A 13,248-nucleotide genomic window follows, 5' to 3' on the forward strand; every position below is an offset into this window, starting at 1 on the left:
TCTTCACGAGCCTTCTAGGCCATGTGGCCGTGATCAGGTGGACTCCGCTATCCGCGATTACAATTTTCAATTGTCGCCCTGGTGGCGGTGCGGCGCATCTCGTGAGGCTCGATGAGGCGACGTGTTCAGGCGGTGGTTCGACCGGTGGCAGAAACCCGGAGTCATCGACCAGTTGCACCGCATCTTGTTCACCCGAACTCAACGCAGCCGCCGAACTCGACTGGCCCCGGGCGTGCGCGGATGGTGGCCTCTGGTCGACAGGATCTCCCTGCCCGTGTGCCCGGCCGGCTCCTACGCGGGGCGCGTGGTGGCTCCCGCGGCTGCGATCAGCGGCGGATGCGGGCGATGAGTAGGGCGACGTCGTCGTGGTCGTCGGGTTGTCGCAGCGCGGCCAGGAGGTGGTCGCAGGTGTATTCGAGGGCGCGCTGTGGGCCGTCGAGGAGGGTGAGGAGGGCGTCCAGGCGGGTGTCGATGTCCTGGTCACGGGTTTCGACCAGGCCGTCTGTGTAGAGAACGAGTTGGTCGCCGGGGTCCAGGTCGATGGCGGTGGTGCGGAAGGGGACACCGCCAACGCCCAGCGGGGCGCCGGTGGGCAGGTCGAGCAGTTCGGGGGCGTGGCCGGGCCGCATCCGGACGGGTGGCAGGTGTCCGGCGGTGGAGATGTGGCACTGGGCACTGTGGGGGTCGTACAGCGCGTAGGTACAGGTGGCGAAGTAGGGGTCCAGTCCGGCGGTGATCCGGTCCAGGTTGCGAAGCACCTGGGTGGGCTCAAGGCCGAGTCCGGCGAGGGTCTGGGTGGCGGTGCGCAGCCGTCCCATGGTGGTGGCGGCCTTGATGCCGCTGCCCATGACGTCGCCGACGATGAGCGCGGTCCTGTCGCCGGTGAGGGGGAGGATGTCGTACCAGTCGCCGCCGACCTCGCTGGCGGCGCTGGCCGGCTGGTAGCGGGAGGCGACTTCCAGGCCGAACAGGTGCGGGGGTGGGTCGGGCAGGAGGCTGCGCTGGAGGGTGAGGGCGGTGTCGCGCTGTTGCTGGTACCAGCGAGCGTTGTCGATACAGACGGCGGCGCGGGCAGCCAGCTCGGAGGCCAGGGTGGCGTCGTCCTCGGTGAAGGGCTGCGGGTTGCGGGCGCGTACGAGATCCAGGGCACCGATGACTTCACCGCGCGCGATCAAGGGCACAGCGAGGTAGGAGTGGACGCCTGCCCGGGCCATCAGTGCCGCGGCTCGGGGGTCGCGGGCGATGAGGGAAAGATCGGCCTCGCCCACGTGGGGCACCATGACGGGACGGCTCGTGTTGACGGCCCGAGTGACCAGGCGGTCGGCGTCGTAGCGAGCTACTTCGCCGGGAGGGTCAGCGGCGCTTGCGGCCTCGGTGGGGTAGGCGGCGGCTACGGCCAAGGCGCGAAAGAGCGCCGGTCCGTGAGCGGGGGCGGTGGTGCGGTGGCCGGCCAGGGCGGAGTCGAGAACGTCCACGGCCGCCATGTCGGCCAGCTCGGGCACGGCGACATCGGCCAGCTCGCGGCAGGTCCGCTCAAGATCCAGCGTGGTGCCGATGCGCACCGAGGCGTCAGCAACCACGGCCAGCCGATGCCGGGCCCGGTCCGCATCCAGGGCTGCACGGTGCCGGTCGGTGACATCGACCGCCGAGGTGCCCACGCCCAGCACCGTTCCACCAGGGTCTTCCAGGCGGTAGTAGGAGACCGACCAGGCGTGCTCGGTGTCGGGGTCGGCCTGGGTGCGGCCCACGGTGTACTGGTCCAGCAGCGGTACGCCGGTGACCAGGACCCGGCGCATCCCGGACTCGACGCTGTCGGCGTCCAGGAAGGGCAGCGCTTGCCGCACGCTCCGACCAAGGTGCTCCTCGGCAGGTAGGCCGTTGATCCGCTCCAGCGCCGGGTTGACCATCACATACCGCAGGTCGGTGTCCAGGACGGCAAGCCCGATCGGCGACTGGTCGACGAGCCGCACGGACAGCGCCAGGTCCCGCTCCACCCGCCGCAACGTTGCCTGGTCGGTGGCCAGCCCCAGGGCGTACAGATCACCGCGGTCGTCCTGCAGCCGCATATTGCGGAATTCCAGCAGCCGCGTACCGCCGTCCTTGTGCCGCACGGGGAAGACGCCCGCCCAGGTCCCTTCGCCCTCCATCACCTGAGCAAACAAATGAAGCACGCGGTCGACGTGCTCATCCGCCACCAGCAAGTGGGCCGCGAACTGGCCGAGTGCTTCCTCGGCGCTGTAACCCAGCAATGCCTGGGCCTGCGGGCTCCAGAACACGATCCGCCCGTCCGTATCCAGCACCCCCGCCGCCACGCCCAGCACATCGAGCAGCCCGCCCGGCTGCGACGGCCCCAGTTCTGTACGTTCAGCGGGGCCAAGATCGGCCTGGAACCCATCAGTACCCATGGCCCGCCGCTCCTTCCACCCGTCGGCCCGGTGGTGATGCCACTTTCTTCAGCGGGGCGACCTGGTCTCTTCTATCGTCGCCCCGCACCAGTGGCCCCGCGCCCTGTGTGAATCGGCGCAGCTTTTTGCCGTTCAGTCGCCAACAGGCTCGAATGCACCGCAGCGGTCTCAGCCCGGTTCCACCGGGCGACCGGACTACGTCCTGACACTGACCGGCGGGGAAATGGGCTGCCTGCACGCCCGCCACAACATCAGTGGGCGGCTTCGTACCGCTCCATCAGGTCGGCCGGGATGCGACCGCGGCTGCTGACCTCGATGCCCTGCTCCTGGGCCCACTCGCGGACCTTCTTGGCGTCCTGACTCTTGCCGGCCTGGATGCGCTTACCGCCAGCCCGCCGCAACGTGCCCCCGGCCTTCCGGCCAGCTCCCATGAACGGCCCCAGGGCGTCGAGCAGCTGCTGGTAGCCGTCGTGGCCCAGGTCAATCTCGTAGTTGACCCCATCGACGCTGAACGTATGAGTAGCGACGTCGTCCCCTTCTGTTTCCCGTGAGGTCATCGGTGTAGATGGTGATAGTGCGCTGAACCATGGTGAGCAGGCCCTTTCCATTTGTTTGCGAAAAGTCTACTCGTCGGATCGGCTGCCGGTTACCGGATTCCCAGCTCTGCGTTCCGAACCGCCTGCCGTTCAAGTAGGACGTACCGCTTAAATGGGACTGGCTCACATTCCGGGATGGGGTACTTTCGTTCGTCGTAAATCCGCGTCCACATGTAGCTCGTCAAAACCTTGAGGCAGGCTCGTTCGGTGTCGCTGGTGGGGACGGCTATTGGCTTGTCGCCCGGCTGTGGCCGACGGGGCCACTCGGGCACCGTCGGGTTGACCGTAAACGGCGCGGACGACGAGCTGGTCGGCTTGGGTGGCTTCGTTGGCGGGCTGTCCGACCCGCAGGCCGCCACGCCGCTCAACAGGGTCAGGCCCAGCAGAGCGGCAGCCAGGGGCGGAAACAACGGCCGGTTCGACATGATGACTCCCACGGTGGGTGTACCTCACGGAAACGGCTTTTACCGTACGGCGGCATTTCAGCCCGCGAAAGAGGTCCTATTCGTTACCAATAGAACTGGCCGAAGCGCCGGTTAGTTGGCAACAAACTGGAAGTCTTCCAAGCTTGGCTGACCCGCTCTACGGTTAAGCGCCCGACCGTGTAAATGGGGCGCAGATGAACGATTGCTCGCCTGACTTTTATGCTGTGCTGGACGTGGCCCCAGACGCGCCGCCCGCCGACATCCGCCGGGCCTACCGGCAGCAGCTGCGGCGGACCCACTCAGATCGCCGGCCACCGGAGGAGCACGCCGCGGCCCACGAGGAGATGACCCGGCTCAATCTGGCTTTTGAGACCTTGAGCGATGAAGCCAGGCGGCGGGCCTACGACCGGGAGCGACGGTTGGGTCAGCCGCGACAGTCAGCCGAGGCGCCGCCGACCACCCCGCATCCCCAACCGCCGCCGCGACCGCAACCGTCCCCCTCACCGCCGCCAGCCCAACGAGTACCGCCACGTCAACGCGTCGGTTGGGGCCTCCTGGTCGGGGCGTTGGTCATGGCCGTTGGCTTGGCGCTCGCCAGTGTTCATCTGCTGGGGCTGTCATTGCCGGATGGCGACCGGGCGGAGCCGTACTGCTCCGAGAGCAGCGATGACGGCCGGGCTGTCTCCTACTTCCAGGCCAAGCCGGGGTCAGGGACGCAGGCCAGTGAGGTTATCTGGTCCGTGGCCGACCCGAGCCAGCAAGACGGGTATGTGGTCTGGCGGACGCCCAAGTTCCCGTACTGGGAGCGCGCCAACGTTCAGCCTGGTCTCGTCCGAGAGGGCTGGACCTATGGGCGGTACGAGTACGTCGAGGTCCTGCTCAACAAGCAGGCGGGATGGAAACCATTGGAGGCGCTGTTCGAGCGCCGGCCGCAGCTGGACCACCTGGCCGAGCGCGGGCAGCGGCTGGCCTTCCTCACGGACTGGATTGAGCATCTCGACGCGCGGCGGTGCGATTGAGGTGTTCCGCAGCTGCTGGGTCCAACCCTGACCGGTTGTCAGCCCATAGTGCTCTATAACCGGCCCCAGTAGACCGCTTATTTCTCAGTTAGCCTCACTTCGCCACGGCCACGGTGGCGATGACACCGGCGATGGTTGCCAAGGCTGCGGTCGCGCTCCAGATGACCGAGCTGCGGTGCCACCAGGGTTGGGGGGATGCAGGCAGGGGCTCGTTGACGGTCGCCGTGCCGCCGCCCGAAGCGATGTTGATTGTAGTGGTTCCGTTGTCACCTCCTGTGAAGCTGAAGGTCTGCCGTGCGGCCGATCCGATCTGAGCGCGGCTCGGGTGCCGTTGACCTGCTGGCATGACGGCTCTCACCTCTGCGACAAATTGTGTGAGGCGGGTTCTGATGTGATCGAGGACTTGCCGGAGCGTCGTTACCGGAACTCTCCAATGCAGGGATAAGACAGTGGAGCCGTTGCCGAGCTCATTCGTCACCTGCTCCATATACTCGGCTGCACCCGGCAGGCTAATCTCCACCGGCCACCCCATGGCGATCAGAGCCTCGATCTCCCTGACTCCGTATCGGATCGGTGCGTACTCTCCAAGGCCGCGATCCCGCACAGCTTGGGGGACCTGATGCGGGCTGATCTGTCGAGTGTCTTCTACTCTTCTCTGCCCCGGGACGCTCGGCTCCAGGGTTACCTCGAGCGGCGCGGCGACCTCCCGGAACCGAGGTAGCTCTTCGTCGTTCTCGTACCCTGCCAGTTGCTTCAGCGCCCAGACGCGAAGTTCCTCGTGGTGGGCGTGGCCAGCTATGAGAAGAAACTGTCGAAGAGCAGTGGCCAGGGACGTATCTTCGTCCAAGACGGCACGTTCAAGCTGGTCCAGGCCTTCGATGTCGGCTGTCGTCACAGACCCGAGTGTGCCGTGCCCACCGCTGGCAGACGACCGTTTCACCACAAAGCCTGCACCGGTCCTGCGATCAGCTGCGGTGGCCAGGCGATGGCGCGCCTCCTCACACAGGCCACGACCAACCCACTCACACAACCGCTGCCTGCTGCGTTGGGTGGTAGGCGACGAACTGGCGGTCCGGCCAACGGATGGAGCGCGTTATAGCTCCCGCAGCCCCACCAAGACCTGCCCCATTAGCAGGGGGTCACCCGCTACCGGGCCGGACTCTCCTGCGTCCGGCATGACCCGTGAGGCTGCGTCGAGCGCCAGTTCCGCCCAGACGACTTTTCCCGAGGCCGGTGGGTGGTAGTAACCCCAGCGGTGGCTCATCATCTCGACCAGCAGTAACCCGCGTCCGCTCGTCGCTGCCGCCCCGGCCGCCCGCAGGATTGGTGGTCGGCGGTCATGGTCACCGACATAGATCACCAGCCGTGGCCCCAGCAGCCGCAGCGTCACGGTGAGGGTTCGCGGCTCAGGTGATCCGGCTGCCGACGGCTGGGGATGTTGGATGGCGTTGGTGGCCAGCTCGGACACGATCAGGCGGGCCGTCTCGATGTGGTCCGGCGGCACGTGCCAGTGGCGCAAGACATCGACGGTGCGGCGGCGAGCCCAGGCGGCGGCGTTGGGGGTATCGGCCAGGGCCAGCTGACTCAGGGCAGGACGAACTTGCGACACGGTGAAGTGCCTCCCAGATAGGGAGTGACGTATGAGGGCGGGGGCAATCGGCACCAGCGCCTGCCGGGCGTGATGCTGTGCAGCTTTGGGGGTTAGCCGGACGATCAGCCGTGGTTCAAGAGCACGGCGGCGCGTTGGCGCAGGGGGACTTCAAGATCGAGGCTGTCGCCCCGACTGATCGTTTGCAGCAGCTCCGTGATGACGACCAGTTCGGAGAAACGGCCGGCCGGAGTGTCGAGGATGTGGTTCAGGTGGAGCCGGACCAGCGCGCTCACTTCCGGCACGAGCAGGCTGAAGGCGTGGAGCATGGCGGCGTCATAACCAGCTGGGGCCACGCCCCACCCCTCCCAGTCCAAGATGGTCAGGGTGGGACCGGTCAGGTCGGCCCAATGCAGGTCGCCGTGGGCGGTGGACCAGGCCGGCACCTTTGTGTCGACCGCCTCACCGAGGTACTGAGGCATAGCCCGATCCAGATACGCCTGGCGGATTGACACCCGGTCGGTCGGGACACGGGCAATGGTGTCCAGGGACCGGCGTAGCGTCGCCCACCAGCCGTCATCCAGCTTCGGGGCCGTACGCAGGATCGGCTCGTCCGCCGTGATGGTCGGCTCACCGACGACCTCGTACAGCTCAGCCAGGTACCCGTCGGGCCCGGCCGTCCAGGTCAGATGATCCTTCAGACGAGGCCGCGGCAGGGTTCGCGGCATGGCGGCCTCGGCCGCCTGCGGTCCCTCCCACAGCTTGCCGCCAGCCTTAGCGGCCGGAGCGTGGACCAGCCGCAGCCAGCCCGGACCGGACGACGTCTGAACGCGGCGGCTCAAGGTGCGACCGCGCCAGCCCCAGGCTTCGGCCGGTGCGACGGCCGTGACCGCCAGCTTGGTCGCCGCCAGGCCATGGGCTGCCCGCATCCGCTCCGCCACCTCCGGCTCAGGTACCGAGTACATCCGTGACCTTTCGCAGGGTGTCCAGAGGCAGGGCCGGCTGACCGATGACCGTGGTGGCCTCCGACCAGTGTTGCGGGTTGTCGGTCGACACCAGCACCCGCCGGACGCCTGGCGTGGAGGCGACCACCGCCAGCCCAGCCTCGGCCGGGCTACTGCCCGGCCGGATCAGCTCGGCCAGCTCCGGCGTGACCAGGTCCGGCACCGCCCCACCATGCAGCGGGGCGGAGGCAAACACCTCCAGCTCGGCCGCCTGGGCGTCGGCCAGTACCCCCACCCCGTCGAGCGCTTGGGCGATGGGCGACAGGTTGACGACCGACAACGGCAGCTGGATGGCCCGCAGGTGGTGACGAGGACCACCGGCCTTGACCGCCAGCTCCACCAGCAGCGGCACATCGAACAGACCACTACTGAAGCCGCTCCAGGTGGCGACGCCGTAGCCGCGGATCAGGCCAGCCTGGCAGGCCTCTTCCAGGGTGAGGAAAGCCAGGTACAACCGGTCCGTCATGGCCTCGCGACGACAGCCGTGCTCCGGGTTGTGGATGAACGTCACCTCTGGGACACGGCCAAGCACCCGGCGGCTGCGTTCCACCTGCCAGCCGACGTAGCGGGGCGACAGGCAGTGGCCAGCTTCGGCCGTGCCCGGCGCGACGACGCCCGCTCGCAAGGCCAGGCCGCGACTGCCGGGAGCCAGGAAACCGACCTTGGTCGACATCTTCAGCTCCGGTTGCCGAGCCAAGACCGGAGCCAGTGCCCGTTCGGCTTGGCCCTGGGCGTAGTTCGGGGCGGTGTCGATCCAGTCAGCGCCAGCAGCGGCCGCCATGGCCGCGGCTCGGGCGACATCGCGACAGCGGTAGATCCCCAGGCCCAAGCTCGCGCTCATCCGGTACCACCCGCTGCGGCCACTTCGCCGTTGACCAGTTCCGTCACGACCCCGGCCGCCTGGGCCAGAGTCAGCTGGGCGGCGTCGGCCAGGTCGCCCAGGCGATGCCGGTCGCCGCGGACCAGCAAGCCCAGCAGGGGCAGAGCCTTGGCCGAGAAGACCCACTGCTCGCCGCCAGCCGTCAGGCGGACCGTCCCCTCCGGCGTGGCTTGGAGCGCCGGGCGCGCCACCACCAGCTGGACCGACAGGTCGAGGTCCGGCGGTATGGCGGCCACGTACGGCAGCGACGGCATCAGCCGGGCCTGCTCGGTGGCGTCCCGGTGCTCGCTGAAGCGCTGGATCAGGTCGGCCGACTCCAGCTCGGCCGTCACCAGCTGGCGCAGCTGCTCGACGAAGCTGGCCTGATCCTCGGCCGTGCCGAACCGTGGCAGGTCGGACCGAACCAGCTCGTGAGACCGCAGCGTCTCGGACAGCCAGCTAATGAGGTCGGCCCCGGTGGTGGACTGGAGGCCGCAGGTCAGATGCAGCGAGGGCTGACCCTCGGACGCCGCCACGGCGTGCCACCAGCCGCGGGGCAGGTACAAGACGTCACCAGCCGTCAGCACGAGGTCGGCCATCGGCTCTGCTGGTGGCTCCTCCGGCACGTAAACATCACAGTGCATCGGAGCGGTCCGAGTCGGGCCGTACAGCCGCCAGCGCTTGGCGCCGTCCACCTGCACCACGATCACGTCGTGGTCATCCCAGTGGACGCCGAAGCCTTCGGTGCTGGTCCACGACGCGTACAGATTGATTTGCACGGCCGTGCGGAGCCAGCGCTCCAGCTCAGCCGCCAGCTGTCCCGCGCCGTCATGGAGCTCATCCACGGCATCCAGGACCAGGGTGGCTCCGTCGGCCAACTGCTGGTGCAGCGCGGTCGGCTGGAGCCGCTGCCAGACGGTACGGCGACGGGTGACAACCGGCCGGGAGTAGGCGTGAGGCGCGAGGGGCTCGCCACCGGCGGCCAACCGCAAGCGCGGAGCCTCCAGCCGGTGGTGAGCCAGGACGGCGTTGAGGTCATCCCAGCTCACTAGACCAGTCAGTGACGCGGCTTCCCCGCGGGCAACCTGGTAGCGGCGGCCGAAGGCCTGGGCGAGAAAACTCTCCCCACCCAGGCGCTCCGCCACCGAGAAGGTCTCAGTGGTCATGGCTCGGCCCGTTAGTCGTTGCCGTCGCTGCGGCCGGTGCCGCCACCGTCCGACGGCTGCTCGGCCCGCGATCGGGCCGCCGCCACCTTGGACCGGGCGATCAGCAGACCGTCGCCCTCGGTCTCGCTGCTACTGCGGTAGTCAGGCATGGAACTCTCCTTGCACGTCAGGCGGTACCAGGCCAATGGCCATGGCCCCACGGGTGGATGTGCGGTGCCTGCCGCTCGCGTCAGATGCGGCGCGAAAGGAAGGACGGGCTCCACCAAAGCGCTTCCCTTGAGCTCGGAACAGCGCAAGATTGAGGTACCAGTGACGCATCCATGTCGCGTTGCGGGCCGTGGCCTGGCCCAATGTCGCGACAGACGTTTTTGGCGCGAGCTTTTAGGGGCGGCAGCCGATGGCAGGCAAGCGAACGCGGTTCATCCAGCGTCGCAAGGCGGTCGGTCACACCCAGGAGACCTTGGCGGAAGCCCTCGGCGTCGACCGGACCACCATTGGTCGCTGGGAGAGCGGCCGCGGGGAGCCTCAAGTCTGGATGCGGCCCAAGCTGGCGCAGACCCTCCAGGTTTCCCTGGATGAGCTGAGCGATCTTCTGGCCGCAGGTCCGTCCGAGCAGACCGTCGCTGTCACGCCGGCCGCTATCCCCGTGGCCGCCTCCTCCGCTATGGCCAGCCTGACGGAAGCGGTCGGGGCCGACGCGGCCGACTCAGCGCTGTTTCTGAGCTTCGTCTCGCAGACCAACGTGGACGATCTGGTCCTGGAGCAGCTGGACGCTGACATCGCCCGACTGGCAGCCGACTACGTTAGTCAACCCGTGGCCACCCTGTTTCGAGAGATCAGCGGCCTACGTCGGATGGTGTTCCGACTCCTGGAAGGCCGCCAACGCCCCTACCAGACCGGTCACTTGTATCTGGCAGCTGGACGGCTCTGTGGGCTGGCGACGCACGTGGCCCTCGACCTGGGCCAGTTTCGGGCCGCCTCGACGCACGCCCGAACCGCCTGGAGCTGCGCCGAATCCGCTGGCCACAACGAGCTGCAAGCCTGGGTTCGGTCGATTCAGTCCTTGATCGCCTATTGGCAACAGGATTACTGCCAGGCCGCCGACCTGGCCCGTGATGGCCTGCGCTACGCCGATGGCGGCACCATCCGGTCACGACTGCTCAGTCTGGAAGCTCGGGCGAGCGCCGCCTGCGGGGACCAGGCGGGCACGCTTCGAGCCGTCCAATCGGCCCAGGACGCCCGGCAGAGGCCACTGGCTCTTGCGGAGCTGCCGGGGGTCTTCACCTTCCCCGAAGCCAAACAATGGGCCTACGCCGGGACCGCCCTGCTGGCGCTCGGCAGCCGCCAGCACGTCAGCCGAGCCATTGCAGCCTCGTCACAGGCCATCACGCTGTACCAATCGGCCCCCGAGCGCGATCAGTCCTCCGGCGATCTGCTGGCCTCACACCTCGACCTCGCCACGGCTCACCTGGCCGGTGGTGACCTGGACGGGGCGCGGGACAAGCTGATGGTGGTGCTGGAGGCTGCCCCGGAGCGACGGACCGCCAGCATCTCCAGCCGCTTGCACGCCTTTGGTGACCTTCTTGCCCAACCGGCCTACGCGAGGTCGGTCTCGGCCCGTAGCCTGCGAGACAACCTTCAGGAGGCGCGCCGCCGCCCTGCCCTCACCAACCTTCCGGAGCCCGCCCAGTGAGCAACACTGACCAGCAGAATGCCGCCGTGACCGACGTCAAGCTGTTGGCCAGCAGCGCCTACGGCGATGAGCGCCATCTGGCTGCCCGCCAGTCGATCTACCGCTGGCAGCAGCCGCAGTACGACCTGCCGGGCCTGGTCGTCGAGCAGCTGCAAGGCACCACCGGCCGGGTGCTGGACGTGGGCTGCGGCAACGGCAAGTTCGTCCGTCGGCTGCGGCAGGACCGACCCGACCTGGACGTGATTGGGACCGACATCTCGGCCGGCATCCTGGCCGACGTACCGGGACCGGTCTTGGTGGCCGACGCCCAAGCCTTGCCCTTTGCCGACGGCTGTGCCGACGCCGTCCTGGCGCTGCACATGCTGTACCACGTCCGGGACATCCCAGCCACGGTCACTGAACTGGCCCGCGTACTGAAGCCGGGCGGCGTGCTGGTGGCCTCGACCAACAGCGACACCGACAAGCGGGAGCTGGATCAGCTGTGGCGACGGGCCGCTGGTGACGTGCTGGGCGTAGCCGAAGGGCCGGCCCGAGTCTCCTTGAGCGCTCGGTTCTCGCTGGAGCAGGCCTCCGAGCTGCTGGGCGCGGCCTTCGATGACATCCAGGTCCACGAGCTGCCCGGCGTCATTGAGCTGACCGATCCCGCCCCGATTGTGGCTCATCTGGCCTCGTACGAAGCCTGGGCCGAACAGCTGGGCGTGCCATTCGTGGAGACAGTCCAGCGGGCTGAGCAGCTGGCGGAACGCATCATCCAGGACAACCGCGCATTCCACATCCGGTGCCTGGGCGGCATCCTCGTCGGCTGTAGGTAGGGGCACGCATCACGCGCTCGCGGGCGCTGAAGAGAACCAGGAAGAGGCATTGGGCAAGCACAGCCGACCAGGACCCTCGAATCAGCCCTCCCGGGCCGTGCCATCGGTGGACGCAAACGACCCGCTGGCGGCTTACTACAAGCGGCGTCGACCGCCGCTGGACCAGGCCCGGCGGCATCGGCCACTCGGCGGTGGAGCCAGTCATCTCCGGCCGGACGAGCCCCGTGTCCTGGAGGAGTGGGACGGTTTTGAGTATCAACCGGTAGGCACTGCTCCGAACCTAGCGGCAGCGCGGGCGTGGGCGGAAGAATTCGACTCTGACCATCCCGGCAGTCAAAGCTGACGAGTCAGCAACTACTGAGCTTGTTGGCGTGGTGTCGTAGGGGGCTGACAGTTGGTGATCGTCGCGGTATGTGAGAAGGATGAGGTATCCGCAGGGTGGGGGTCTGACCGCGGAGAGGCAAGCTTTCCGCGAGCGGATTCGAATGGAAGCGGCCGGCATGTTCGCCGATGGGCTGAGCGATGCTGTAATCGCGAAGGAGTTACGCGTCAGCGTGCGGTCGGTTCAGCGATGGCGGCGGGCCTGGCGGGAAGGCGGGCAGCGGGCTCTGTGTTCACAAGGCCCTGCTTGCCGTCCGAAGCTGAGCGAGACGTTATTCGCCGTGCTGGAGGAGGAGCTGGCCAAGGGGCCGGTCGCGCATGGCTGGCCGGATCAGAGGTGGACCCTGGCACGGATCAAAACGCTCATCGGCCGCAGATTCCACAAGAGCATGACGCTGTCCGGGATCTCGCAGATGCTCAGACGGCACGGCTGGAGCCACCAGGTTCCCGCCCGCCGCGCACTCGAGCGTGACGAGGAAGCGGTGGCCGGCTGGGTGAAGGAGACGTGGCCGCTGGTGGAAGCACCGCGGCGGCGCTCGGAGCCTGGATCGTCTTTGAAGACGAAGCGGGATTCTCGATGACGCCGCCGACCTCACGGACCTGGGCCAAACGCGGACACACACCCGTCCTCCGGGTCCGCGGACGCTCCCAACGCCGCTTCTCCATCGCAGCCCTGACCTGCTACAAACCCGGCGAACGCTCCCGCCTGATCTACCGGTCCAGACGGCATCAGGACCACAAACGCGGCGGCCGGCGCAGCTTCACCTGGACCGACTACCGCGACCTCCTGATCGCCGCCCACCAGCAACTCGGCGGCCCCATCGTCCTCATCTGGGACAACCTGAACGTCCACAAAGACCACCGGATGCGTGCCTTCATCGACGCTCAGGACTGGATCACCGCCTACCACCTGCCGCCCTACGCACCCGACCTCAACCCCGTCGAGGGCATCTGGTCCCTGCTCCGCCGCAGCAGCCAGGCCAATACCGCCTTCACCGACCCCGACCACCTCGTTCGCGCACTACGACACGGCCTCCGAAGAATCCAATACCGCAGCGACATCATCGACGGATGCCTCACCGAGACCAGACTCAAACTCACGACACCACGCCTACAACCTCAGGTAGTACGCGGCGTTAAACCGCAAGCAAGTCCATTCCCGAATGCCCTCCCTGGTCAACTGTAGTTGGCTTTTTGGCTTCCCCTGGCCACGGCAAGAGCGTGATCTTCGCGAATAGGACGGGCGGCACGGTGAACGCGGTGCTGGCCGGGATGGTGTCTAGGGACTTGGCCTGGTCGG

At 67.7% G+C, this 13,248-nt stretch carries 14 protein-coding genes and 1 pseudogene; 7 read left to right on the plus strand and 8 right to left on the minus strand.

Annotated elements, in window-relative coordinates:
- Positions 1–326: 326 nt before the first annotated feature.
- Both J7E89_RS38725 and J7E89_RS38730 read right to left on the minus strand, forming a co-directional pair.
- Positions 327–2,405 (minus strand): SpoIIE family protein phosphatase, encoded by a 2,079-nt coding sequence (locus J7E89_RS38725; RefSeq protein WP_214980965.1) that lies wholly within the window; start codon positions 2,403–2,405, stop codon positions 327–329.
- A gap of 251 nt (positions 2,406–2,656) precedes the next feature.
- A complete protein-coding gene (locus J7E89_RS38730) occupies positions 2,657–2,962 on the minus strand; it encodes an Lsr2 family protein (RefSeq protein ID WP_251061677.1) in 306 nt (101 codons plus the stop codon).
- Between the two features lie 658 nt (positions 2,963–3,620).
- Between J7E89_RS38730 and J7E89_RS42575 the strand changes: the two are divergent.
- Together J7E89_RS42575 and J7E89_RS41580 are read left to right on the plus strand one after the other, a co-directional pair.
- Positions 3,621–3,821: pseudogene (locus tag J7E89_RS42575) on the plus strand (J domain-containing protein); the annotation flags it as partial.
- Positions 3,822–3,998: 177 nt separating this feature from the next.
- Positions 3,999–4,445, plus strand: coding sequence for a hypothetical protein (locus J7E89_RS41580; protein ID WP_251061678.1), 447 nt, complete (start codon positions 3,999–4,001; stop codon positions 4,443–4,445).
- A 94-nt stretch (positions 4,446–4,539) separates the two neighbouring features.
- On the opposite strand, the gene J7E89_RS38740 is transcribed toward J7E89_RS41580, so the two are convergent.
- From J7E89_RS38740 to J7E89_RS38765, 6 genes are all read right to left on the minus strand, one after another.
- Positions 4,540–5,340, minus strand: a complete 801-nt coding sequence (locus J7E89_RS38740) for a hypothetical protein (protein ID WP_214980969.1) — start codon at positions 5,338–5,340, stop codon at positions 4,540–4,542.
- A gap of 198 nt (positions 5,341–5,538) precedes the next feature.
- Entirely contained in the window at positions 5,539–6,054 is a 516-nt protein-coding gene (locus J7E89_RS38745) for an ATP-binding protein (protein ID WP_214980971.1), read from the minus strand.
- Positions 6,055–6,158: 104 nt separating this feature from the next.
- The gene (locus J7E89_RS38750; RefSeq protein ID WP_214980973.1) at positions 6,159–6,998 is read right to left on the minus strand and encodes a hypothetical protein; all 840 of its coding nucleotides are present in this window, start codon (positions 6,996–6,998) and stop codon (positions 6,159–6,161) included.
- A complete protein-coding gene (locus tag J7E89_RS38755) occupies positions 6,982–7,866 on the minus strand; it encodes an aldo/keto reductase (RefSeq protein WP_251061679.1) in 885 nt (294 codons plus the stop codon). Before J7E89_RS38755 ends, J7E89_RS38750 begins: the two co-directional genes overlap by 17 nt.
- Before the next feature lie 8 nt (positions 7,867–7,874).
- The gene (locus J7E89_RS38760) at positions 7,875–9,062 is read right to left on the minus strand and encodes a cupin domain-containing protein (protein WP_214980978.1); all 1,188 of its coding nucleotides are present in this window, start codon (positions 9,060–9,062) and stop codon (positions 7,875–7,877) included.
- An 11-nt stretch (positions 9,063–9,073) separates the two neighbouring features.
- A complete protein-coding gene (locus tag J7E89_RS38765; protein ID WP_214980980.1) occupies positions 9,074–9,211 on the minus strand; it encodes a hypothetical protein in 138 nt (45 codons plus the stop codon).
- A gap of 248 nt (positions 9,212–9,459) precedes the next feature.
- On the opposite strand from J7E89_RS38765, the gene J7E89_RS38770 reads away from it, so the two are divergent.
- The 5 genes from J7E89_RS38770 to J7E89_RS38785 all read left to right on the plus strand — a co-directional run bounded on the left by J7E89_RS38770 (position 9,460) and on the right by J7E89_RS38785 (position 13,134).
- Positions 9,460–10,755, plus strand: coding sequence for a helix-turn-helix transcriptional regulator (locus tag J7E89_RS38770; RefSeq protein WP_214980981.1), 1,296 nt, complete (start codon positions 9,460–9,462; stop codon positions 10,753–10,755).
- Positions 10,752–11,567: a class I SAM-dependent methyltransferase gene (locus tag J7E89_RS38775; protein WP_214980982.1), complete on the plus strand. Its 816-nt coding sequence runs from the start codon at positions 10,752–10,754 to the stop codon at positions 11,565–11,567. The genes J7E89_RS38770 and J7E89_RS38775 overlap by 4 nt, the downstream gene beginning before the upstream one ends.
- A gap of 106 nt (positions 11,568–11,673) precedes the next feature.
- Complete coding sequence (locus J7E89_RS41585) at positions 11,674–11,910, plus strand: DUF6087 family protein (RefSeq protein WP_308315748.1); 237 nt, start codon at positions 11,674–11,676, stop codon at positions 11,908–11,910.
- 79 nt (positions 11,911–11,989) lie between these two features.
- Positions 11,990–12,529, plus strand: coding sequence for a winged helix-turn-helix domain-containing protein (locus J7E89_RS38780; RefSeq protein WP_214980983.1), 540 nt, complete (start codon positions 11,990–11,992; stop codon positions 12,527–12,529).
- Positions 12,526–13,134, plus strand: a complete 609-nt coding sequence (locus J7E89_RS38785; RefSeq protein ID WP_251061681.1) for a transposase — start codon at positions 12,526–12,528, stop codon at positions 13,132–13,134. The genes J7E89_RS38780 and J7E89_RS38785 overlap by 4 nt, the downstream gene beginning before the upstream one ends.
- Positions 13,135–13,248: the final 114 nt, after the last annotated feature.

Origin of the sequence: Streptomyces sp. ISL-100, assembly GCF_018614615.1 — a bacterium.
Taxonomy (GTDB): domain Bacteria; phylum Actinomycetota; class Actinomycetes; order Streptomycetales; family Streptomycetaceae; genus Streptomyces.